Below are 20987 nucleotides of genomic sequence, written 5' to 3'. Positions count from 1 at the left end.
ACGGGGAGAAGGTGCCCAAAGGGCGGATGAGGGGCGGCACCAAGTTTCACAGGTGATCCTCGTTCGAATGCGCAGGAAGAAACTTAAGACCCAGGGCAATTGTCTTGCTGTCGAGCCGACCGTCAAGCACGGCAACAATCGTGTCCAGCACCTGCTTGCGTTGCTGGAGCACATCGATGTGCCAAACTCTGATCACTGACCATCCGTTTCGATTCATAGTCTCGTCACGATGCGCATCCCGTGTGTCGTGCGCGTGTTGGCTGCCATCAACCTCGACCACGAGATTGGCTTCTCGGCAGGCGAAGTCAGCGAAATAGGGTCCGATTGGCATCGGGCGAATGAACTCATAGCCGTTCAAGCCCTTCGGGCACCTTCTCCCCGTGTACGGGGAGAAGGAAAGATCAAGCATTCCACAGCCCCTTGGACTTCAGCTCTTCCATCTCCTTCGCCGCGCGTTCGCGCAGCCTTGCGTCGCGGAGCAGCTTCGACACCGCAGCATCGTCTGATTTGTCGGAATAGCGGAATTCGCTATCGGCGTAGCGGTTGATCTCCTGCATCACCATGTCCATCGAGAACGGCCCGCGCAGCTCCTCGATCATCGCCTTTTTCTCGTCGTAGCCCTTGTGCATGAAGGCTTCGGGCTTTTCAAACCACTCGTCCGGCAGCTCGATGTCCATGGCGCGCATCTTGATCGCGTCGGTGACGTTCTTGATGGCGCGACCGGTGAAGCGCGGCTCGGCTTCCTTGATCATGTGCAGGTAGGTGCCGATATCGGCCAGCGTCTTGGGCGCGCCATTGTCCTTCATGAAGCGCTCGAACACCTTTTCCAACCCGTCTTCCTGCGGCTTGGCATGCTCCTCATAGGCTTCGGTCACGGCGCGCTGGATTTCCTGCGCGGCGTAAAGCTCATGTTCGCCCAGCGGGATCTTGTGGTTCTTGCCGGCGAGCAGGACGAAGATGTCGATGTAGTCGTCGCGCGTCTGCGGGCCGTCGACCAGCCAGCGCGCACCGGCGCGCTGGCGCAACGCGTCGTCTACGTTTTCGGGATAGTTGGAGAACATGCCGAACGAGCAATTGCCGCGCACAACGGTGCCGGCACCGGCAAAAGCGTCCATCAGGACGCCGGTGATTTCCTGCTGGCCGGCGGAAGCGCGGTCGTCGGAGCGCTTGGCCGCCACCTGGTCGATGTCGTCGACGGTGCCGAAGCCGATGGCGCGTGGGTTCAGTACGTTGTTGATGAACTGGCGGCAGTTCTGGCCCGATTTGCCCTGATAGGACGAGATCTGGTCGACGCCGAAATTCTCATAGGAGAAGGGATAGCCGGCGACCTGGCAGTAATTGTTGACGAGGCCGGCGATCATCTGGATCAGCGTCGTCTTGCCGGTACCTGGCGCGCCGTCGCCGATGAAGGTGAACAGGAAGCCGCCGAGCTCGACGAACGGGTTCAGCTCGCGCTCGAAATCATAGGCCATCAGCATCTTGGCGAGGCGGACCGACTGGAACTTGGCGATGTGGTTGCCGACGACCTCTTGCGGCTGCTTGAAGGTCATCACCAGCGGCTTCGACTTCTTGCCTGGGGCGACGTCGAAGCCGTCGAGGGTGAAGTCGTCGGCGTCGATGCGGATATGGGCATTCTCGAAGGCGCCGAGCCCGTCGAAACGGCCCTTGCGCTGGAGCAGGCCCTCGATCGCGACGCGCGCAAAGGCGCGGCCGCGGGTCAAAAGGTCGGCGTCGTCCTTGGCACCCGAAAGCGCCCGGTCGAGGCCCGAGACGATCGACTTGACGGCGTCCTGCGGCGTGTCGAACAGGAAGTCGGGCTCGTTGACGTCATTGGGCGCCTCGCCGTCGCTGTCGATCAGCTGGGCGAGGTAGGAGGCAAGCGTGAAGGCCGCGACATAGGCCGATGCTGACAGCAGCTTCTTGAAGTGGCTGGCCTCGTCGCCTTCGAGCGGGGCGCGCGCGTTCTTTGCCTGCAGCGCTTCGAGATCGGACGAGCGCGAGAAGATGTCGGAGACGGCAAGCGCCACCGCGATGCCGCGTCTGGCGCGGAACAACAGCGTGTGCTGCGGGATCGACATCAGCTGGTCGTCGGGGCGGATCGCGGTGACGGTCTTCTGCAGCTCGACTTCGCGCGTCTTGCGGATCGAGCCGGCCGACACCGTCGAAACGAAGCGGCGGTTGGTGCCGGCAAGGGCGGTGCCCGACTGGCCGGAGGAATCCTCCAGCACGACGATGCGGGTGATGAAGCTCTGCGCGGTGGCGCGATGCTTTTCGATGTCGGCTTCGGAAATCGTGGTCAGGCCGGTGTCCATCAGATTTCTCCCGCTATCGGTGCGTTAATCCTGCAAGGGCTTCCCCACTCCGCCTCGCCCCGCTCAGCACCTCTCCCCCCTTCGGAGGGAAAGCAAAGGCGCGGCGCTGGATGTCGGCATTTCCTCTCCCTCGTCGAACGGGGGAGAGGTGTCGAGGCGAAGCCGAGACGGAGTGGGGGTCGATGCCTTTGCCCTCAGACATCGCTAATCACCTGTCCCTTCGACAGGATGTGCACCTTGTAGCCCGCGAAGATCTTCTCGGCTTCGCCGGCGGCATACAGCGCCTGGTAGGCCTCGTGAGGGATCAGCGCGTGCTTCTCGTAGCTCGACACGCCCTGGCGTGCGGCTTCGAGATCGTCGGTGTTGATGAAGAATTCCTCGCTCGCCGGCTCGCTCGACCACAGCCCCTTGCGTCCGGGCTTTTCGGCCTTGGAGTAGACCTCCTGGATGGTCCAGGTCAAAAGCCAGGCGTTTTCGGCCTTGCGCACCTTGGACAGCACTTCGCTGACCGTCGAATTATGCTCGGTGATGCCGGCCGAATAGAACGGCCCCAGCACCATGCGCCTGAGCTGCTTGGGGTGCAGCTCGGGGAAATCCTTGTCGAGATTGGTCGCGACCGTCAGCGGCGATAGCGAGTAGGCCGAGTTCTTCTCGGTGAAATCGTCGAAGCGGTGGGCGAGTTCGGGATTGAGCAAGCCGTCAACGGGCAGCGGGATCTCGATCCCATCGTTGAGCTTGCCGCTTTCGGTGTCGACTAGCTGTTCGACCATCGCCTCGGAGGAATCCTCCACGGTCGCCATATAGATCAGCGGCAGGTTGGCGGTGCCGTCGAAGCTGCCCCAATGGACCAGGTAGTAGGGCCGCATCGACTTCGGATTGACCGACACCTTGGCCGTCTGCGCCAGGATGAACGGCGAGAAGGTTACGCCGTCCTTGACGTCTTCGAGATAGAGCCGCTCGGCCATCGAGCGCTGCAGCGCTTCGGGAAACTCCTTGTGGCGCAAGATGAAGTCGGCCATCTCCTCGCGCAACTCGCCCGATGGCGGAATGGAGGCCAGCCGCTGCGCAGCCGTCTTTCGGTCGTTTTCCAGTTCGAGCACGTTCTGGAACACCGGAAAGCCGCTTTCGGCGCGCGAAATCTTGAACGTCTCCATGAAGCCGAGCCGGTTGCGCCAGCAAGCGAAGGAGCGCTCCAGCCGCGAGATGTAGGCAGCCGCCACCTTGGCGACGATGCCGTGCCGGTAGAGCGGCGAGCGGTCGTCGCGCATGAAGATTTCGAGCCCGCTCAGCGCTGCCGCTATGGCGTCGAAATAGCGGACGGCGGGATCGTCGGTGGGGGTCATGCTGCCGTGCCTGCTGTGCTTGCGTTCCGTCCCACCCCCCTCTGTCCTGCCGGACATCTCCCCCGCAAGGGGGGAGATTGGCCTTCAGCTCGGCCTCGGCCAATCTTCGGCGTTCGAGAACTGGCAGGGCGGAGGTTGCAGCTAATCTCCCCCCTTGCGGGGGAGATGTCCGGCAGGACAGAGGGGGGTGTCATAGAGCGCGAAGCTTTTATCTATGTTGCCGTCTCAGCTCTGCACGTAATCCGAGGCGTTGTGCTTTTTCAGCACATCCTCGAAGCGACGGGCGAAGGCGTCGTCGGCCAGCTTCTTGCGGCGCTGGATGTCGGCGGTCGCCACCATGTTCTTCTCGTGCAGTTCAAGCAGGTCGCCAATGTGCTTCTGGGCGGCAGCACCGATGCCGGCCATGGTCTCCTCGGCGGTGTTGTCGACCTTCGAGCCCAGCGTGTTGATCTTGTGGGCCACGTCCTGCTGCGCTGCCGTCTTCAGCGAATCTTCGAGCGCCTTGTAGAGCACGATGCGCTGCTCGGTATCGATGGTCAGCTTGTTGATCAGCGTTGCCTGCGCCGCGATCTGGTTGTTGAGCGAATCGACGAAGGTCTGGAACATCGAGGTGTAGCGTTCGAGCGTCTGGCTTTCGGCCAGGATCTCCTGCTCCTTGGCCTGCTTCTCGTTGTATTCGGTGGCGAGCTTGGAGCGCTCGGATTCGAGCTCGGTGCGCTCTTTCTGGCTGGTCGATGCCGCGATCTTGTTTTCGATGTCGAGCAGCAGCGGGTTCAGTTCCTCGATGCGCTTCTGGGTTGCTTCGAGGTTTGACATCGTCACCTTGCGGCGCTCGATCACCTGGGAAAGGCTGGCCTCTGAGGTCTTGTAACGCTCGTCGAGCACCTGCTTCTGGGCCTTCAGGATACCGACGATGGTGTCGGACTTGACCAGCAGTTCCTGCAAGTTGCCCGCCAGCGACATGTTGCGGACGCGGTCGGTGCGCATGCGCTGCTTGCTCGAATCCGAGAAGATGCCGACGAAGGTTTCCCAGCCGGTGAAGCTCTTCATGCTCTCGAATTCGGTGCCGAATACGTTGGTGGCATCCTCGAGACCGATGATCAGGTCGGCGATGTTGCCTTCCATCACCTTCTGCTGCTTGAGCACGTCCTGGATGCGCGCGTTCTCGATGTCGAAGTCGGAGGCGCCGATCTTGGCGTCGGTCGTGGCAATCTTGTCGAGCACGGTGCCCGATTGCTCGATCTTGCTCCGCATGTCCTCCACGACCTGCTTGGTCTTGGCGATCTCGGCATCGAAATTCTGCAGCGTTGCCATACGTTCCTCCGGTGTCGAATGCGGGACAGTGCCGCCGAATATATGTGGCGCATCTTGCGATTGAAAGACGCTAGCGCCCGGCGAAAAGATTTAAGGTGAAGCTACTTAGCTGCGCGTGGCAAATCCGATGAAGTCGTCGGGCTGGGCGCGGCCCATCTCTTCTTCCCAGTGACGCCGGCATAGCGAGACATAGACGTCCTTGCCGATCGCAACCTGCTCGCCCTGGCGCGCCACTTTGCCGTCGGGGCCGAGGCGCACGACCATCGTCGCCTTGCGGCCGCAGCGGCAGATGGTGCGCACCTCGCGCAGGTCGTCGGCAATGGCGAGCAAGGCGCGCGAGCCGGAGAACAGATTGCCCTGGAAGTCGGTACGCAGGCCGTAGCACATGACCGGTATGCCAAGCCGGTCGGCGACGCGCGCCAGCTGCCAGACCTGCTCTTCCTCCAGGAACTGCGCCTCGTCGACGAAGATGCAGTGCACATTGGTGTGCTGGTGGTGCTCGGCGATGCGGGCATAAAGGTCGTCGCCGCTGCGGAACATCTCAGCACCCGCTTCGAGCCCGATGCGCGATGAGATGTAGCCGGTGTCGCCCTTGGCGTAGTGGCCGGCGACGAACAGCATCGTCGTCATGCCGCGCTCGCGGTAGTTGTAGGACGCCTGCAGCAGCATCGTCGTCTTGCCGGCATTCATCGTGGCGTAGTGGAAATAGAGCTTGGCCATGGTTCTTCTAATCAGAAGCCGTCGGGCGCGGGGAGGGGCCAGCCCTGCCATCCACCGCAAAAAACCTCTGCGATGTCGCTGATGGATCAGCCGGCGGCGTCTGTCGTTGCGTCATGTCACTTGAATCCAAAGGAAAATGGTGTTTGGCTCGCGACAAAGACGAACAACAACAATACCGCGTTGCCGTCAAAAATACGAATGGGAGATTCCATATGTCGCGCATGAAACTACTCGCCGCCGCAATCGGCGTATCGGCGGTCATGACTGCTGGTGCCGCCTTTGCGGGCGACGCCGAAAGTTGCAAGAAAGTGCGCCTGTCCGATGTCGGTTGGACCGACATTCAGGCCACCACCGGCGTCGCGTCGGTGCTTCTGACCGTGCTCGGCTACGAGCCGGAAGTCATCCAGCTCTCGGTTCCGGTCACCTATGCTTCGCTGAAGAACAAGGACCTCGACGTCTTCCTCGGCAACTGGATGCCGTCGATGACAGCCGACATCAAGGAATATGTCGCCGACGGCTCTGTCGAGACCATCGGCGAAAACCTGTCTGGCGCCGGTTACGGCATCGTCGTGCCGAGCTATGTCGCCGAAGGCGGGGTCAAGACGCTGACCGATCTCGGCAAGTTCAAGGACAAGTTCGCCGGCAAGATCTACGGCATCGAAGCCGGCAACGACGGCAACCGCATCATCCTCGACATGATCTCCAAGCCCGAGAACAATCTCGCCGGCTTCGAGCTGGTCGAATCGTCGGAAGCCGGCATGCTGACCCAGGCCGAACAGTCGATGAAGGCCAATGAATGGATCGCCTTCCTGGGCTGGACGCCACATCCCGTCATGGGCGCCATGAAGATCGCCTATCTCGATGGCATGGGCGACTCGGGCTTTGGTGCTGCCACCGTCAGCACCAACGTGCGCAAGGGCTACGTCGCCGAATGCCCGAATGTCGGCAAGCTGCTCGGCAATCTGAAGTTCAACCTGGAGATGGAAGGCACCATGATGGATGCCATCCTCAAGGGTGGCAACGCCAATGACGTTGCCAAGGACTGGCTCAAAGCCAACCCGGATGCGGCAACGCCCTGGCTCAACGGCGTCACCACCTTCGATGGTGGCGATGCTGCGGCTGCGGTGAAGGCTGCACTGGCGAGCTGATCTGCCGTTATTGCCTCAAAATGACATGAAGAAGGGCAGCCAAGCGAGACAGCTGCCCTTTTTCGTATCAAGTTAAGCGAGAAGCGCCGGCGCGACCGGTGCCTGCGTAAGCAATAGAGAGGGGACAGATGGATCCGGTATCGAACTTGCTGGCTGCCTACAAGATTCCGATCGGCCTGTGGGGCAAGGCGTTCTTCACCTTCCTGACCGACAACTTCAACGCCATCTTTCGCGGCTTTTCCAACGGGCTCAACCTGTTGCTCGACGGGCTTGTCGACGGGCTGCTGCTGCTGCCTCCGGTGGTGGTCGTGGCGCTGGTCGCGGCTCTCGCCTGGTATCTGCAGCGTTCGCGGGCACTGGCTATCGGCGTGGCGCTCGGTCTGCTGTTTATCATCAACCAGGGCCTGTGGAAGCAGACGGTCGAAACGCTGGTACTTGTCGTTGCCGCCGCCGCCGCCTCGATGGCCATCGGCGTCCCGCTCGGCATCTGGGCGGCGCACAAGCCCAAGGTCTACCGCATCATGCTGCCGGTGCTCGACTTGATGCAGACGCTGCCGACCTTCGTCTACCTGATCCCCGTGCTTACCTTGTTCGGCCTCGGCAACGCGCCTGGCCTCATCGTCACCATCATCTTCGTCATTCCGACCGCAGTGCGCCTGACACATCTCGGCGTCACCTCGGTGCCGACTGCGATCATCGAGGCCGGCCAGGCCTTTGGCGCCACCAAGCGGCAGCTGCTGTGGAAGGTCGAGCTGCCGGCCGCCCTGCCAACCATCATGGCGGGGTTGACCCAGTGCATCATGCTGTCACTGTCGATGGTGGTGTTCGCCGCCCTCATCGGCGCCGGCGGCCTCGGTACTGAAATCAACCGTGCGCTCGGTTCGCGCAAGATCGACCTCGGACTTGAAGCGGGCCTGGCGATCGTCGTGCTCGCCATCGTTCTCGACCGCATGACGCGCATCGGCGTGGGAGGCAAGAAATGAACGTTGCCGTCGATTTTAAGAATGTCGACATCGTCTTCGGTGCCGATACCACCACGTCGCTCGCCATGCTCGACAAGGGTGCCACCCGCGCCGAGATCCTCGAAAAGACCGGCAACGTGCTGGGCTGCGCCGGCGCCAACCTGACCATCAACGAGGGCGAGATTTCCGTCCTGATGGGGCTGTCCGGCTCCGGCAAGTCGACGCTGCTGCGCGCCGTCAACCGTCTCAACATCGTTTCGCGCGGCCAGGTCATGGTCAAGGACGGCGACAAGATGGTCGACGTCGTATCCTGCGACGAGGCTACTTTACGCCGCCTGCGCCAGCATCAGGTCGCCATGGTGTTCCAGCAGTTCGGCCTGCTGCCCTGGCGCACCGTCGAAGAAAACGTCGGCCTCGGCCTCGAACTCGCTGGCATGCCGGACCCCGAGCGCAAGGAGAAGGTCGGCAAGCAGCTCGACCTGGTCAACCTGACGCCATGGGCGAAGAAGTACGCCCATGAGCTGTCGGGCGGCATGCAGCAGCGCGTCGGCCTGGCCCGGGCCTTCGCCACCGAAGCGCCGATCCTGCTGATGGACGAGCCGTTCTCGGCGCTTGATCCGCTGATCCGCACCAAACTGCAGGACGAGCTTCTGCAGCTGCAGAAGACGCTGAAGAAGACAATCATCTTCGTCAGCCACGATCTCGAGGAAGCGCTCAAGATCGGCAACACCATCACCATCATGGAGGGCGGCCGCATCGTCCAGTCCGGCCCGCCCGAAGACATCGTGCTGCGCCCGGCCAACGACTATGTCCGCGACTTCATCGCCAATGTGAACCCGCTGTCGGTTCTGACGGCGTGGAACGTCATGCGCGACCGCCGCGACCTCGAAGATGCCGGCGAGGGCTGGCTCTGGCTCGACCGGCGCAAGACCACGCGCTTCAAGATCGATGCGCAGGGCCTTGTCGCCGCCGCCGAGCGCAACGGCCAGCCGGCCGTCTGGGTTTCGGTCGACGACATCGACAAGTCGGCCGACGAGACCTCGCATGTCTTCTGGGCCAAGCCCGGCACCTCGCTCAAGCTGGTCATGCTCGCCATGCATCGTTCGCAGACATCGCCGGTGGCGCTGTTCGACGACCAGTCCCGCTTCGTCGGCGCGATCGGCATCCGCGACGTGTTGTCAGCGGTGCTGAGGCGGTGACAGCTTTCTTCATCCCCGGGAACGGGGAGAAGGAAAGAAGCCTCACTCGTCATCACCCAGCAACTCGTTCAGCCTCGCCGCATAAGGCTGAACGGCGTCGACATAACGCGCGCCTTCGGCGCGCAGGGCTCGCGTCTCGGCGATCTTGGTTTCGACGAAGCTGCGCATCTCGGCCTTCTGATCGGCGTTCAGGTCGCTGGCGTCGACCTTTTCCGTCAGGCCCGAGAAGGTCGCCTCGAAGTGTTCTGCGGCGATCGTCGCGAGATAGCCGCGAAAGGTGGCGCCGAGCGCCTGCTTCCAGCTTTCCCTGTCGAAGCCGGCCTTGGCGATGCGGCCTTCAAGTCCGGCATCGTCGTCGAACCACTGGTCGGCTTCTTCTTCGTCATAGGCGAGGCGGCCGAGCTCCGGCTCAAGCTCGCCGAGCAGCTGCACCACCTTGCCGGCTTCTTCCAGCGTCAATGCGCGAGCCGGCAGCACCAGCGCGCCGAGCGCCAGGCTCGCTGCCAGCAGGCCGCCGGCAATGTGGCGTTTCAGGTTGGCGCTCATCCCATGCACTCCGTGTTCAGCGCCGTGTCGGCGTCGTTCTGCGCCTTGGCCTGAACCAGCGAGCCGCCGACCGAGGCCACCGAGCCGGCGATCGCGCCGCCGCGGCCAAAGCCGCCCAGGCCGCCGACCATCGACAGCGCGCCGCCGAGCATGGCGGCGTTTGTCTGCGCCTGGGTTGCCTTGCGCATGGCTTCCTCGCAGCGCTGTGCTGCTGTCAGTTTCTTGCCCTTGGGGGCCAGTTGCGCCGCGGCCTTTGGCGCGCCGGCTGTTTTGGTGGTGCTGGTTGTCGACGTCGTCTGGCTGCATGCGGCGAGCACGCCGCACATCATCAATGCAATCGCTCTTTTCATGGAACTCTCGATTTCGCTGGAGAAGGCGCGAACTCCGTAGGGCGGGCCATGCGCGGACCGTCGACTCTGCCCAGTCGACGGTCCGGCGATGGCCGGCCTCGCATGCCTTCGAAGAGCGCCCCCGCCCGTCGGATGCATCGGTCCGCCACGACGCTGCTTTACGACGGCGCAAAGGCGGTCGTCTTGGCGTGGGGCGCACAGACGCGGACTGGAGCGAACTGAGGTTGCGGTTGGTTGCGGTTACTGGCAGCGACGCAGCGCCGCGGCCTTGATCTCGGTCGGCGTGGCGCCGAAGCGCTGGCGGAAGACGCGGTTGAAATGCGACAGGTCGTTGAAGCCCGCATCGAAGGCGATCGCCGACACCGTTGCAGCGCCGGGCGCGTCGAGTGACTTGCGGGCGAGGTCGAGCCGAGCGTCACGCAGGAATTCGGAGAAGGTCAGCCCTTCCTGCTCGAACAGGCGCTGGATGTAGCGTGGCGTGATGCCTTGGCGTCGGGCAATGGCACCCACGCTGAGCTCTGGGTCGGTTAACTTGCGCAGCATCTCGGCCTTGACCAGTTCGAGCCGTGCCGCGCCCAGGCTCGGCCGCGCCTGCTCGGCAGTATCAGCGCTGCCGCCATGAATCACCAATGCGGCAAGATCGTAGAGGTGGCTGCCGGCCAGCCGACACCCGGCCTCGCCGTCTGGTGCCGTCGTCCGCAGCAGGTCGGCATAGCCTGACAGCAGGCCTACGCCCGCGGCACTCGCCGATATGTGGTGGAGCGCGCCCATTCGTACCCGCGGCGCAAGAGCCGCCAGCCGTGCCTCTTCGAACGACACCACCTTGAGCAATGTCGCGGGCAAGGCAAAGGCCATGGCGGAGGCCTCGTTGACGAGGGTGATGTCACCGGCCTTGATGAGGAGCGGGCTCTTACCTTCCATGGCCACCTCGTAGTCGGAGGTGTGGATGGTCATCAGGTAGTCCTGCCGGCCGTCCGCCGCCAACAGATCCTTGGGGCGTTCACCTAGTACCGCCGAATAGCAGGCGGTGCCCACCGTCGTACGACCGTCGAGAAAATAGGCCGACAGGTTGAAGGCGAAGCTGTCGGCGTCTTCAGGCCGGAAGCGCAGGCCGGCAACATGGCGGGCAACGAAATCGTGCAAGTAAGCCAGGCGGTCGCGCGGTGGTACGTCGTAAGTCGACAAGCGCTGCATCGAACGGTTCCGTCTCAGAATGCACCCGCCGGCTACCTATGCGGGAAGTGGGTTGCATGTTCAGCCTATGCGGGTTGTCGCATCCTTATTCACGGAACGGTTGTTGTGGTCAAGAAGGCGGCCGCCGGTACCTGCCAGCAACCGCCATTGCTACAGCCGCGATCAGATTTCGATGAACGGCTTGAAGCCGCCATAGATCATGCGCTTGCCGTCGAACGGCCATGACGCCGGATCGCCCTCCAGGCGCGGGTCGGCCATCACCTTCTTCATGATCTCGTCGCGTTCCTCGCGCGAGCGGTAGACGATCCATGAGAAGACGACAATCTCGTCGTCCGTGGCCTGTACCGCCCGGGGAAAAGAGGTGACTTCGCCATAGGGCACGTCGTCGGCCAGGCACTCGACATAGGCGATTGCACCGTGGTCCTTCCAGACCTCGCTCCCGAGGCGCGCCATCTCCTTGTAGGCTTCGATTTTGCCTTTCGGCACTGCGAGCAGGAACCCATCGACATAAGACATGCTTCTTCTCCTCGTGTTGTGACGTTGCAAGGACGAATGACGGCCGGCTGATCCTACAAAGCGGTCAAGATTTCTTGCAGGCGTCCTCCCGGACACAATGGCCGGGGAGGGCGCCGGTTCCGAAATCGTTGCGGCGCGCCTTGATCGACCTCATACTGCGACAACGTGAGCATGAGGCGAAATTGCCATGCCCGAGACGAGAGCGGTTCCACGCACCAAACTCCGACCCAAGACCGAGCGGCCGAAGCTGCACAAGGTCATCCTCGTCAATGACGACTTCACGCCGCGCGACTTCGTCGTCACGGTGCTCAAGGGCGAGTTTCACATGTCGGAGGATCAGGCCTACCGGGTGATGATCACCGCCCACCAACGCGGTGTCTGCGTTGTTGCCGTGTTCACCAGGGATGTCGCCGAGACCAAGGCCACCCGCGCCACCGAGGCCGGCAAGGCCAAGGGTTATCCGCTGCAGTTCACGACGGAACCGGAGGAGTGAGGCGTGCGCCGCTTAGCGACCACCAAACTGGATTTCGAGCAATGCCCGTTACGAGCTGAAGCGTAGGGCAGGGCGCCCGCAGGCTTGCGCGCCTAGGGCGTTGCCGGCTCCGTGCCCGAGGCCGGGCCGGCGTAAAGTTCGCGTCCCGCCCTGTCGCAGACACGGACCTGGTCCGGAACCTGCGGCATGGCGAGCGTGTGGAAAAGCGAGCCGGCGAGTTCGACGGCCGCCCTGAGATCCAGCGCTTCGAGCGAAACACGATCGAGCGTGGCGTGGGCGCCGTCTTGTTCGCGCAGGCGATAGAATTCGATGACGAAATTCACATCCGCCTCCAGGCGCCCGTGCGGACAGATCAGCCTTTCGGCTTGCCCTTGTAAGAAGAAGTCTCGGCCTGCTTGACCTGCGAGCCGAAGGCGGAAGCGGCTTTCACCTCGACCTTTTCCTTCTTGGGCTTCCTGGTTTCGCGGTTGCTGCGTTGCTGGCCTTTGGCCATGGTCGTGTCCTTCCTGTTGAGAAACGAGGCCTATTCGGCCACCGTTTCGACCCCCTCGAGATTGTCTTCCGTGGTGACCCGTTCGTGGTTTTCGCGGTCACTGCGGATGCGGTATTGCGGCGAGCCGTCCTTGGCCGGCAGCGTTGCCTTGACGTGGAAGGTTTCCACGTCCTTCACGGCCATGCCGATCCGGCTTTTGATCCGCACCATCTGGCCGATGGCGAAGCGATGCGACGGCTTTTCCACGCGTGGGGCCGACGCCGGCCCTTTTGTGAACCTGATCATGCGGCCTTTTCCTGGTCCTGCCGCAACGCGGCTTCGAGTTCGGCATAGTCGATGGCGAGAACCTGGCTGGTCAGCAGGTTGGAAGAGCGCGCGGGCAGGTGGATGTAGGTGGCGACGCGGCGGTAGGCGATCCACGAGATGCCGTCGATCAGTTCCTCGTCCTGATCGATGTCGTAGTCGCCTGCCGGCTGGGTCTCTTCAATCCCGCGCAAGGCGAACGGCCTGTCGAAGTGGACGGTTGAACGTTTGGTACGCCCGGTCATCAATACCTCCCGAAATGAACGAAAAGCGGAGCAATGCCCCGCTTTCCTCACTTCAAACCCGCTCGAAACAGACCGGATAGACGCTACCAGTACATCCGTGGTCAGCGTCCGTCGATCCGATCAAATGAAATCAGAGCAGCTGAAGATTGGTGGCCGACTCGCGGCCCTTGTTGTCGCGCTCAAGCTCGAAATTCAGCTTCTGGCCTTCGGCGAGGCCGGAGAAGCCTGCACGCTCAAGCGCGCTGACGTGGACGAACACGTCCTTGCCGCCGCCGGCCTGCTCGATGAAGCCAAAACCCTTCTGGCCGTTGTAGAACTTTACGGTTCCAGTGTTCATGTGAGTATCTTTCGAATGAGAAAAGTCGTCGCGCGGCAAGTATTGCCGCACATCAAAAAGATCGACGATTTGGAATGAGTTTGGCGGGTCGAGAACCTCTGACTCCGCGATAGCCAAGCTTGGCCCAAAAAACGATACGTTACTAGTAACCTCTAATTGCGGTTTATGTAAGGTGCTTTTTACAGGCCACGTTTTATTCCGATTTTTATTTTGGATCGTGCCCGTCTAGCAGCGGTCATGGAATGCTGATACGGTTTCAGCACTAGCAGACAATTGGCAGTTGCTTATCCGCAGGACCGTTTGGTTCTTCGCGACGGACTGCATTTCCCATGCGAGGACAAAGCCATGATATTCACGAGAAGGCCGAAGACCTCAGCCGTCAAGTTGCCTGTAACGCTGGTCAAGCCGGTCAAGCTGACCGCGCGCAAGGACGAAATCGCGCGCCTGCGGCTTGCCGACAGCGACGGCTCGCGACGCCGAGAGCTGCAAATGATGGAAGACAACCGTCTGCGTTGACGGACTTCGAGCGGCGCTGGAACAATATCCCGAAAAGCGGCAGCCGTTTTTCGGGATTTTGCTTTAGCAGCAGCGACAGCGCCCCATTCAACCGTAAATGAACTACCGCCCCTCGCGGTACCACATCGCGCCGAGCGCCAGCAGCAGCAGGCCGAGGCCGAGGAAGCCGCCGAACAGCGGCACGCGCGACACCGACTTCAGCACGCTGTCGTCAGTGGTGCGGAAGCCGAGCCAGTCGCGGCCGGAGGCCTCGGCGTTGCCACGCACCGGCACGACGCTTGGCAGCGAGATGTCGTTGGCCAGAGCCGTGATGCCTGTAGCGGCGAGGCGGCGCACGTCGCCGCCGGTTGCCTCGGTCGCCGGGCGCAGCACATTCTCCGTCGACACCACGTCGGCGAATTCAGGCGCGTTGACCGGCCCGACATGGGCGAGCGCGGTCAGATCGCCATTGCCGACCTGGTAGAGGCCGATTTCGCTGGTTTCGACGCTGCCGGTGAAGATGCCGGGCTCGCTCTTGTTCAGCTGCACGTCGAGCGTCTTGCCAGATGGCGTGATGATGCGGGCCGGCCCGGCTTCGTCGCGCATGGTCTGGCGGCGGATGTCGAGCACCATGCCGCGGCCGTCGGCGGTCAGGCGTTCTTCCTCGAGTTCGGGCTCCTTCATCAGCCAGTGCGCGATGCGGCGGTACAGTGAGACATGCGGTCCGCCGCCCTCGTAGCCGCGCGCCCACAGCCAGCCCTGGTCGGACAGGAACATGCCGACACGGCCTTCGCCCTTGCGGTCGAGCAGCAGCAGCGGCCTGTCGTCCGCACCCTTCATCACGACCTCGCCTTCCGGCTGCTCGATGCCGATTTGGCGGAACCAGCGGCTCCAGCGTGGCGGCTCCTGGGCCGAGCCTTCTAGACCACGCGTCACCGGATGGCGTTGGCCGAGATCGGTCAGGCGCGGATAGAACGCCTTTTCGATGACGTCGCCATTGGGCATGGCGGGCAGGGCGGAGATCAGTGGCGTGTTGGCGATCGACTGCTCGCCGGCATATTCCGGCCCGGCGGCGATCAGCAGCGCGCCGCCCTTTTCGACATATTCGGCGATGTAGTCGTAATAGAGGATCGGCAGCACGTCGCGGTGCTGGTAGCGGTCGAAGATGATCAGGTCGAAGTCGTTGATGCGCTCGACAAACAGCTCGCGCGTCGGAAACGCAATCAGCGACAGCTCGTTGATCGGCGTGCCATCCTGCTTCTCCGGTGGCCGCAGGATGGTGAAATGCACCAGGTCGACCGAAGCGTCCGACTTCAGCAGGTTGCGCCAGGTGCGTTCGCCGGCATGCGGTTCACCTGACACCAGTAGCACGCGCAGATTCTCGCGGATGCCGTCGACAAGGGCGATGGCGCGGTTGTTGGTGTCGGTCAGTTCGCCTGGAACGCGATCGATCGAAAGCTCGACGATGTTGCGCCCGGCACTCGGAATGGTGATCTGCAGCGACATTTCCTGGCCGATGAAAGCACGCTGCACCGACACCTGATTGCCGTTGATCGAGACACGCACGTCGACCGATCCGGCCTCGCCGCCGGTGTCGATCACCCGGTAGGTCATGTCGAGCGGCTTGCCGACGATACCGAAGCGCGGCGCGCTTTCAAAGCGGATGCGGCGGTCGCGTTCGTCCTCCTCGCCGGTAATCAGCGCATGCAGGGGGCCGGTAATCGCGGAGGCACCCGGCACATCATGCACCTGACCGTCGGTGACCATAACGGCTCCGCCGATACGCGATGGCGGCACGTCGCGAAACGCGCTTTCGAGTGCCGCAAACAGCCGCGTTTCGGTGCGGTCGTCGGCGGCGTCGGCACGGCCAGCCTCGACCACCCGCACCTCGAACTGCCGGAAGCGCGCCAGCCGCTCCTTGAGGCCCTCGACCGCAGCATTGGTCTGGGCGGTGCGGTCGCCGATGTCCTGGCTCTGGCTGCGGTCGACGACGATGGCAACTACGCTTTTCAGCGGCTCGCGCTCCTCGTCGAGGATCACCGGGTTGGCGAGCGCCAACCCCAGCGCGCCAAGCGCCACAAGCCGCAGCCAGGCGCCGCGCTGGCGAAACCACAGGCCGACAACCGCCAGCAAGACAAGGGGTACCAGCAGCGCGGCCAACAGCGGCCATGACAGCAGGGGTTCGAAGGCGACGGACCAGTTCATGCTATTGCCCCAGCCGTTCGAGCAGCACGGGCACGTGTACCTGGTCGGATTTGTAGTTGCCGGTCAGCATGTACATCATGATGTTGACACCGGCGCGCAGGGCGTAGACGCGCTGCATCGGATCCGAAGGCACCGTCGGCAGCATCGCCTCGCCGTTCTCGTCGATGGCCCAGGCCCCGGCGAAATCGTTGGCGGTGATCATGATCGGGGTCACGCCGTCGCCGGTCCGCACCGGCCGGCCCTCGGCGTTCGACGCTTCAAGCGAAGCCTCGACCCAAAGCGGGCTGCCGTTGAAGCGTCCGGGGAACTCTGGAAGGATGAAGAACGCCTTGGTCAGCACGTGGTCGGCCGGCACCGGCTCGAGCGGGGGCACGTTGAGGCTGGAGAGGATGTCGCGCAGCCGCTCGGTGGCGGGGCTCGCGGCATCGGCGCCAATGCCGTTGGCAAACTGGTCGCGAGTGTCGAACAGTACCGTGCCGCCTTGCTTCATATAGGCGTCGACGCGGGCGATCGCCGCCTCGCTCGGCATCGCGGCCACCGGGTCGATCGGCCAGTAGATCAACGGGTAGAAGGCAAGCTCGTCCTTGGCGATGTCGACGCCGGCCGGCTCGCCCGGTTCGAGCGCGGTCTTTTCGATCAGGAACTTGGTCAGCCCGGCGATGCCGGCGCGGCTGATCGCGTCGACCGAAGCTTCGCCGGTCAACACATAGGCGACGCGGGTGCGCGATATCGCTTCCACCGCCTCGATGTCGCCCGGCTTGGCGTCATCGGCTCTGACGTGATCCGTCTGCGACAGCAGCATCCCGAGGCAGAGCATCACCGAGGCTGCGGTGCCCGTCATGCGGGCGCGTCGGCCGCCGAGGCGCGAGAACATGCCGCCCATCCACAGCACGGCGAGGGTGTCGAGCGCCATCAATGCCAGAGCTGCTGCCACAAGCGAGCCTTTCAGGTCGCGCGATTCGTCAAAAGCGTAGCGTATATCGGTCACCGGAGCAGAAATCTGCGGCCGCACCAGCGGCACGAGCGCGCTGTCGGCGTTGAGCAGGTTGTGGGCAAGCACGCCTTCCTCGCCGCCATACAGGCCGGGAGGGTTTTCAAGCGTCACCGGCAGGGCGGCCGCACTTGCAAGCAGCGGCCGGGCATCCGGCGTCGGCGGCACGATGCGTCCCTCCGCCGAAATCATGCGGTAGGGCGCCAGCGACGCCGGTTGGCCTTCAACACTGGCATTCGCCGCGCCCTGGTTGCGCGACAGCTGCACGATGCGGCGCAGCATTTCAACGAAGCTGCCCGAGATCGGCAGGTTCGACCATGTCGCCTGTGGCGCGATATGAAACAGCACCAGCGTTCCCTTGCCGCGCCGGGCACCTGTCACCAGCGGCGTGCCGTCGGCGAGATTGGCCCAGGTGCTGGCAGCAAGGTCAGGTGTTGGCTCGGCCAGCACCTGCTTGCTCACCGTTACCTCGTTGGGCGGCGAAAGGTCGGCAAACGGACCGGTTCCGGGGAAATCCGACACCGGCTGAGGTGCTGTCCACGACAAGGCGCCGCCGAGGGAACGTTCGCCGAGCCTGAGCCGCACCGGCAGCAGTTCCTCGTCATTGCCGGCTGCGGCAAGGCGCGAGCCGGCGAAACGGACAAGCGTGCCGCCCTCCTTGAGCCAGGTCAGCAGCTTTTCGCGCGCTTGCGGCGGAATGGTGCCGACATCGGCCATGACGATCATCGCCGGTTTCTGCTCGAGCATCTGCGGGATCGCCTCGGCGAGGTCCGAGCTCGCCGGTTCACTCAGGTCGGCAAAGGGTTCGAGCGCGCGGCGGATGTAATAGAGCGGTGCCAGCAGCGGCTGCGAGTCGTCGGCATCCGACTGCGACAGCAGGCCGACGCGGCGGCGCTTGGCACTGTCGTCGAGCACCCGCACCGCGCCCGCCTGGCCCTGGCCGTCGAGCGCGATCGAGGCGAAATCGTTGCGCAGTTCGAAAGGCACCGTCATCGTGCCGGTCGCCACCGTCTCGCCCGGCGCAAAGGTCAGCGTGGCGTCGGCGATGCGGCGGCCCTTGTCGTCGAAGGCGCCGGCGGTCACGGCACCCGGGGCAGGGTCGCCCGGCGCGCGGATCGCCGTCAGCGCAAAGCCTTCCATCTCGTTTTCGGCCGCCGTCAGGCCCTTGGCGTCGAGCCGCTCTGGCGAAGCCCACAGCACATTGGCCGGGTTCTGCCCCAGCAGCGTCGAAAACGCCTGCTCGTCGCCCGCACCCGCCAGCCCGTCGTCGAGAACGGCGATGCTCGTGCCGGGCAGCGTTGCCAAAACGGTGGCGACGCGGGCGTAGACGGGCCCCCTGTCGGTCGGCACCGGGCGCGGCTCGGCCGCACGCAGCCGGTCGAGCGCTGCCTGCGCGTCGAACGGACCGATCTCGGCATTCGGCTTCTCTGCGGTGAAGGCCAGCACGACAGGCTGTCCGGCGGCACCGGCATCGGCGATCAGCCGTTCGGCAGTGGCAACCCGGCGCTTCCAGTCCGGCGCGCTCGCCCAGCCATTGTCGACGACAAGCGCCAGAGCCGCGCCGCCGGTCGGCAGCTTCTCGCGCGGATTGAACACAGGTTCGGCCAGCGCCAGCACCACCAGCGCCGCCATCAGCAGCCTGAGCAGCGTCAGCCACCACGGGCTCTGATGCGGCGTTTCTTCCTTCTTGAACACCCGCGCCAGGATCTTCAGCGGCGGAAAAATCTCGGCCTGCGGCTTGGGCGGGGTCAGCCTCAGCAGCCACCAGATGACCGGCAGCGCCAGCAGCCCCCACAACACCGCTGGAAATCCGAACGAAAGCGGCAGCCAGCTCATCGCCGCCCTCCCGGTCCGTGGCCTTCGGCGGTCATTGCCATATGCACATGCACCAGCGCGTCCGAGGCGAGGCGGTCGGTGTGGTTGACCGTGTAGCTCCAGCCCAGCCGCTTGCACCAGGCTGCCAGTTCCTCGCGGCGCGCGGCATAGAGGTTGCGATAGGCATCCGACAATTGCTCGGCGCGGCCGGCGGTCAGCTTTTCGCCGGTTTCAGGATCGGTGAATTCGGTGCGGCCGGCATAGGGAAAGCTCTCCTCGGCCGGGTCGGCGACCTCGATCAGATGGGCGCGCGCGCCGTGGCGGGCGAGCGTATCGAGCCAGGCCATCGTCTCTTCGACAGGGTCGAGGAAGTCGCCGATGATGACGATGTCGGAAAAGCGGCGGATGCTTGAAAGATCGGGCTTCGCCGGCAGCGAGACAGCTTGCGCCAGATGCGAGGCCAGGCGCTCGGCGCCGTTGCGGGCGCTGAACGGATCGGTCAGTCCCGGCCAGGCGATGCGTTCGCCGCTACGCGACAGAAGTTCCGCCAGCGCAAATGTCAGCACCAGCGCGCGCGATTCCTTTGACGCGCTTGCCGTCTTCGACTTGTAGAGCATCGAGGGCGACAGGTCGGCCCACAGCCAGACTGTGTGCGCCGCCTCCCATTCGCGGTCGCGGACGTAAGTGTGGTCATCGCGGGCCGAGCGGCGCCAGTCGATGCGGGCCATCGCCTCGCCCTGCACATAGGGCCGGAACTGCCAGAAATTCTCGCCGATGCCGCGTTTCTTGCGGCCATGCCAGCCGGCAATCACCGTGTTGACGATGCGGCGGGCCTCGACCAGCAGGTCAGGTACCAGCGAGGCGCGCAGCCTGCCGCGGGCAAGCGCATCGCTGGTCGTGACCGGTGCCGATGCCTCGCCGATGCGCGCCATCAGATGTCCTTGACCAGCCGCGCCACCACGTCGCGGACCGTCATGCCTTCGGCGCGGGCGGCGAAGGTCAGCGCCATGCGGTGCTGCAGCACCGGCTCCGCCAGCGCGCGGATGTCGTCGATCGACGGGGCGAGGCGTCCGTCATAGAGCGCGCGCGCCCTGGCGCACAGTGTCAACGCCTGGCTGGCGCGCGGGCCGGGACCCCACGACACGTGCTTGTCGGTTTCGGCATTGCCCTGGCCGGGGCGCGCCGAGCGCACCAGCTTGAGGATCGCCTCGACGACGGTTTCAGGCACCGGCATGCGCCGGATCAGATGCTGGATGTCCTTCAACCGCTCGGGGTCGAGGACGTTCTGTGCCTTGGCGTCCTCGATGCCGGTGGTTTCCAACAGGATGCGTCGCTCGGCTTCGAGCTCGGGATAGAGGATGTCTACCTGCATCAGGAAGCGGTCGAGCTGGGCTTCGGGCAGCGGATAGGTGCCTTCCTGCTCGAGCGGGTTCTGGGTCGCCAGCACATGGAAAGGGGCGGGCAGGTCGTGGCGCTCGCCGGCGACGGTGACATGGTATTCCTGCATCGCCTGCAGCAATGCCGACTGCGTGCGCGGGCTTGCGCGATTGATCTCGTCGGCCATCAGCAATTGCGCGAAGATCGGCCCCGAGATGAAGCGGAATGAGCGCTTGCCCTGGTCGTCCTGCTCCATCACCTCGGAACCGAGGATGTCGGATGGCATCAGGTCGGGCGTGAACTGGATGCGGCGCGAGTCGAGGCCGAGCACGATGCCGAGTGTCTCGACAAGCTTGGTCTTGGCCAGGCCGGGCACGCCGACGAGGAGCGCATGGCCGCCGGCCAGGAGCGCCACCAGCGTGCGTTCGACGACGCTTTCCTGACCGAAGATGACGCGGCCGACGCCGGCGCGGATCTTGGCGATGTCGGCAAGCGCACGTTCGGCTGCGGCGATCATCTCGCTCTCGCTCATCGCCGTTTCCTTGATCATCACGCTCATACGGGCCGGATCCTTCTTCTGGCGCCGGATCCTGAAAATCGAAACCGATTCTCGGACCGCAATGCGCTCG

The 20987-nt window shown here is 63.9% G+C and carries 23 protein-coding genes; 5 read left to right on the top strand and 18 right to left on the bottom strand.

Annotated elements, in window-relative coordinates:
- Positions 1 to 46: 46 nt before the first annotated feature.
- From IHE39_RS26840 to IHE39_RS26820, 5 genes are all read right to left on the bottom strand, one after another.
- A complete protein-coding gene (locus IHE39_RS26840; protein ID WP_246470495.1) occupies positions 47 to 409 on the bottom strand; it encodes an endonuclease domain-containing protein in 363 nt (120 codons plus the stop codon).
- On the bottom strand, positions 402 to 2312 hold the full coding sequence (locus IHE39_RS26835) for an AAA family ATPase (protein WP_192568640.1): 1911 nt from the start codon (positions 2310 to 2312) through the stop codon (positions 402 to 404). Before IHE39_RS26835 ends, IHE39_RS26840 begins: the two co-directional genes overlap by 8 nt.
- Positions 2313 to 2506: 194 nt before the next feature.
- On the bottom strand, positions 2507 to 3655 hold the full coding sequence (locus tag IHE39_RS26830; RefSeq protein ID WP_192568639.1) for a hypothetical protein: 1149 nt from the start codon (positions 3653 to 3655) through the stop codon (positions 2507 to 2509).
- Between the two features lie 225 nt (positions 3656 to 3880).
- Positions 3881 to 4969 (bottom strand): hypothetical protein, encoded by a 1089-nt coding sequence (locus IHE39_RS26825; protein WP_184766787.1) that lies wholly within the window; start codon positions 4967 to 4969, stop codon positions 3881 to 3883.
- A 105-nt stretch (positions 4970 to 5074) separates the two neighbouring features.
- Complete coding sequence (locus tag IHE39_RS26820; RefSeq protein WP_192568638.1) at positions 5075 to 5689, bottom strand: thymidine kinase; 615 nt, start codon at positions 5687 to 5689, stop codon at positions 5075 to 5077.
- A gap of 212 nt (positions 5690 to 5901) precedes the next feature.
- On the opposite strand from IHE39_RS26820, the gene choX reads away from it, so the two are divergent.
- The 3 genes from choX (at position 5902) to choV (ending at position 8998) form a co-directional block, all read left to right on the top strand.
- Positions 5902 to 6837, top strand: coding sequence for a choline ABC transporter substrate-binding protein (gene choX, locus IHE39_RS26815; protein WP_192568637.1), 936 nt, complete (start codon positions 5902 to 5904; stop codon positions 6835 to 6837).
- A gap of 128 nt (positions 6838 to 6965) precedes the next feature.
- Complete coding sequence (gene choW, locus IHE39_RS26810) at positions 6966 to 7820, top strand: choline ABC transporter permease subunit (protein WP_184766790.1); 855 nt, start codon at positions 6966 to 6968, stop codon at positions 7818 to 7820.
- Positions 7817 to 8998, top strand: a complete 1182-nt coding sequence (gene choV / locus IHE39_RS26805) for a choline ABC transporter ATP-binding protein (protein ID WP_184766791.1) — start codon at positions 7817 to 7819, stop codon at positions 8996 to 8998. Before choW ends, choV begins: the two co-directional genes overlap by 4 nt.
- Positions 8999 to 9040: 42 nt before the next feature.
- On the opposite strand, the gene IHE39_RS26800 is transcribed toward choV, so the two are convergent.
- From IHE39_RS26800 to IHE39_RS26785, 4 genes are all read right to left on the bottom strand, one after another.
- Positions 9041 to 9544, bottom strand: coding sequence for a hypothetical protein (locus IHE39_RS26800; RefSeq protein WP_192568636.1), 504 nt, complete (start codon positions 9542 to 9544; stop codon positions 9041 to 9043).
- Positions 9541 to 9894 carry a hypothetical protein gene (locus IHE39_RS26795; protein ID WP_192568635.1) on the bottom strand — a complete coding sequence of 118 codons (354 nt, stop codon included), beginning with the start codon at positions 9892 to 9894 and terminating at the stop codon, positions 9541 to 9543. The genes IHE39_RS26800 and IHE39_RS26795 overlap by 4 nt, the downstream gene beginning before the upstream one ends.
- 240 nt (positions 9895 to 10134) lie before the next feature.
- On the bottom strand, positions 10135 to 11088 hold the full coding sequence (locus tag IHE39_RS26790) for a helix-turn-helix transcriptional regulator (RefSeq protein ID WP_192568634.1): 954 nt from the start codon (positions 11086 to 11088) through the stop codon (positions 10135 to 10137).
- Between the two features lie 162 nt (positions 11089 to 11250).
- Positions 11251 to 11604 carry a DUF1428 domain-containing protein gene (locus IHE39_RS26785; RefSeq protein ID WP_184766795.1) on the bottom strand — a complete coding sequence of 118 codons (354 nt, stop codon included), beginning with the start codon at positions 11602 to 11604 and terminating at the stop codon, positions 11251 to 11253.
- A 187-nt stretch (positions 11605 to 11791) separates the two neighbouring features.
- Between IHE39_RS26785 and clpS the strand changes: the two genes are divergently transcribed.
- A complete protein-coding gene (gene clpS / locus IHE39_RS26780; protein ID WP_184766796.1) occupies positions 11792 to 12097 on the top strand; it encodes an ATP-dependent Clp protease adapter ClpS in 306 nt (101 codons plus the stop codon).
- Positions 12098 to 12189: 92 nt separating this feature from the next.
- Here clpS and IHE39_RS26775 read toward each other — a convergent pair whose 3' ends face one another.
- The 5 genes from IHE39_RS26775 to IHE39_RS26755 all read right to left on the bottom strand — a co-directional run bounded on the left by IHE39_RS26775 (position 12190) and on the right by IHE39_RS26755 (position 13475).
- Positions 12190 to 12420: a hypothetical protein gene (locus IHE39_RS26775; RefSeq protein WP_184766797.1), complete on the bottom strand. Its 231-nt coding sequence runs from the start codon at positions 12418 to 12420 to the stop codon at positions 12190 to 12192.
- A gap of 29 nt (positions 12421 to 12449) precedes the next feature.
- Positions 12450 to 12590, bottom strand: a complete 141-nt coding sequence (locus IHE39_RS26770; protein ID WP_184766798.1) for a hypothetical protein — start codon at positions 12588 to 12590, stop codon at positions 12450 to 12452.
- Positions 12591 to 12620: 30 nt separating this feature from the next.
- A complete protein-coding gene (locus tag IHE39_RS26765) occupies positions 12621 to 12875 on the bottom strand; it encodes a hypothetical protein (RefSeq protein WP_184766799.1) in 255 nt (84 codons plus the stop codon).
- Positions 12872 to 13138 (bottom strand): hypothetical protein, encoded by a 267-nt coding sequence (locus IHE39_RS26760; protein ID WP_192568633.1) that lies wholly within the window; start codon positions 13136 to 13138, stop codon positions 12872 to 12874. Before IHE39_RS26760 ends, IHE39_RS26765 begins: the two co-directional genes overlap by 4 nt.
- Before the next feature lie 130 nt (positions 13139 to 13268).
- On the bottom strand, positions 13269 to 13475 hold the full coding sequence (locus IHE39_RS26755) for a cold-shock protein (protein ID WP_067959320.1): 207 nt from the start codon (positions 13473 to 13475) through the stop codon (positions 13269 to 13271).
- Positions 13476 to 13820: 345 nt separating this feature from the next.
- Here IHE39_RS26755 and IHE39_RS26750 point away from each other — a divergent pair, with 345 nt between their 5' ends.
- The gene (locus tag IHE39_RS26750) at positions 13821 to 13991 is read left to right on the top strand and encodes a hypothetical protein (RefSeq protein ID WP_184766801.1); all 171 of its coding nucleotides are present in this window, start codon (positions 13821 to 13823) and stop codon (positions 13989 to 13991) included.
- 102 nt (positions 13992 to 14093) lie between these two features.
- Here IHE39_RS26750 and IHE39_RS26745 read toward each other — a convergent pair whose 3' ends face one another.
- From IHE39_RS26745 to IHE39_RS26730, 4 genes are read right to left on the bottom strand one after another with little or no spacing between them, the layout of a single operon-like run.
- Positions 14094 to 16175, bottom strand: coding sequence for a hypothetical protein (locus tag IHE39_RS26745; RefSeq protein WP_192568632.1), 2082 nt, complete (start codon positions 16173 to 16175; stop codon positions 14094 to 14096).
- Between the two features lies 1 nt (position 16176).
- Positions 16177 to 19002 carry a DUF4159 domain-containing protein gene (locus IHE39_RS26740; protein WP_192568631.1) on the bottom strand — a complete coding sequence of 942 codons (2826 nt, stop codon included), beginning with the start codon at positions 19000 to 19002 and terminating at the stop codon, positions 16177 to 16179.
- On the bottom strand, positions 18999 to 19913 hold the full coding sequence (locus IHE39_RS26735; RefSeq protein WP_192568630.1) for a DUF58 domain-containing protein: 915 nt from the start codon (positions 19911 to 19913) through the stop codon (positions 18999 to 19001). Before IHE39_RS26735 ends, IHE39_RS26740 begins: the two co-directional genes overlap by 4 nt.
- On the bottom strand, positions 19913 to 20917 hold the full coding sequence (locus IHE39_RS26730; RefSeq protein ID WP_184766805.1) for an AAA family ATPase: 1005 nt from the start codon (positions 20915 to 20917) through the stop codon (positions 19913 to 19915). Before IHE39_RS26730 ends, IHE39_RS26735 begins: the two co-directional genes overlap by 1 nt.
- Positions 20918 to 20987 lie beyond the last annotated feature (70 nt).

The organism is Aminobacter carboxidus (assembly GCF_014863355.1).
Lineage (GTDB): Bacteria > Pseudomonadota > Alphaproteobacteria > Rhizobiales > Rhizobiaceae > Aminobacter > Aminobacter carboxidus.
The sequence above is the reverse complement of the archived record's forward strand: the minus strand, read 5'-3'. Positions and strand labels throughout refer to the sequence as shown.

Bases quoted from the DNA above. Each gene is read 5' to 3' on its own strand.
- IHE39_RS26840 (WP_246470495.1), bottom strand. From the start codon at position 409: ATGCTTGATCTTTCCTTCTCCCCGTACACGGGGAGAAGGTGCCCGAAG.
- IHE39_RS26835 (WP_192568640.1), bottom strand. From the start codon at position 2,312: ATGGACACCGGCCTGACCACGATTTCCGAAGCCGACATCGAAAAGCAT.
- IHE39_RS26830 (WP_192568639.1), bottom strand. From the start codon at position 3,655: ATGACCCCCACCGACGATCCCGCCGTCCGCTATTTCGACGCCATAGCG.
- IHE39_RS26825 (WP_184766787.1), bottom strand. From the start codon at position 4,969: ATGGCAACGCTGCAGAATTTCGATGCCGAGATCGCCAAGACCAAGCAG.
- IHE39_RS26820 (WP_192568638.1), bottom strand. From the start codon at position 5,689: ATGGCCAAGCTCTATTTCCACTACGCCACGATGAATGCCGGCAAGACG.
- choX (WP_192568637.1), top strand. From the start codon at position 5,902: ATGTCGCGCATGAAACTACTCGCCGCCGCAATCGGCGTATCGGCGGTC.
- choW (WP_184766790.1), top strand. From the start codon at position 6,966: ATGGATCCGGTATCGAACTTGCTGGCTGCCTACAAGATTCCGATCGGC.
- choV (WP_184766791.1), top strand. From the start codon at position 7,817: ATGAACGTTGCCGTCGATTTTAAGAATGTCGACATCGTCTTCGGTGCC.
- IHE39_RS26800 (WP_192568636.1), bottom strand. From the start codon at position 9,544: ATGAGCGCCAACCTGAAACGCCACATTGCCGGCGGCCTGCTGGCAGCG.
- IHE39_RS26795 (WP_192568635.1), bottom strand. From the start codon at position 9,894: ATGAAAAGAGCGATTGCATTGATGATGTGCGGCGTGCTCGCCGCATGC.
- IHE39_RS26790 (WP_192568634.1), bottom strand. From the start codon at position 11,088: ATGCAGCGCTTGTCGACTTACGACGTACCACCGCGCGACCGCCTGGCT.
- IHE39_RS26785 (WP_184766795.1), bottom strand. From the start codon at position 11,604: ATGTCTTATGTCGATGGGTTCCTGCTCGCAGTGCCGAAAGGCAAAATC.
- clpS (WP_184766796.1), top strand. From the start codon at position 11,792: ATGCCCGAGACGAGAGCGGTTCCACGCACCAAACTCCGACCCAAGACC.
- IHE39_RS26770 (WP_184766798.1), bottom strand. From the start codon at position 12,590: ATGGCCAAAGGCCAGCAACGCAGCAACCGCGAAACCAGGAAGCCCAAG.
- IHE39_RS26765 (WP_184766799.1), bottom strand. From the start codon at position 12,875: ATGATCAGGTTCACAAAAGGGCCGGCGTCGGCCCCACGCGTGGAAAAG.
- IHE39_RS26760 (WP_192568633.1), bottom strand. From the start codon at position 13,138: ATGACCGGGCGTACCAAACGTTCAACCGTCCACTTCGACAGGCCGTTC.
- IHE39_RS26755 (WP_067959320.1), bottom strand. From the start codon at position 13,475: ATGAACACTGGAACCGTAAAGTTCTACAACGGCCAGAAGGGTTTTGGC.
- IHE39_RS26750 (WP_184766801.1), top strand. From the start codon at position 13,821: ATGATATTCACGAGAAGGCCGAAGACCTCAGCCGTCAAGTTGCCTGTA.
- IHE39_RS26745 (WP_192568632.1), bottom strand. From the start codon at position 16,175: ATGAACTGGTCCGTCGCCTTCGAACCCCTGCTGTCATGGCCGCTGTTG.
- IHE39_RS26740 (WP_192568631.1), bottom strand. From the start codon at position 19,002: ATGAGCTGGCTGCCGCTTTCGTTCGGATTTCCAGCGGTGTTGTGGGGG.
- IHE39_RS26735 (WP_192568630.1), bottom strand. From the start codon at position 19,913: ATGGCGCGCATCGGCGAGGCATCGGCACCGGTCACGACCAGCGATGCG.
- IHE39_RS26730 (WP_184766805.1), bottom strand. From the start codon at position 20,917: ATGAGCGTGATGATCAAGGAAACGGCGATGAGCGAGAGCGAGATGATC.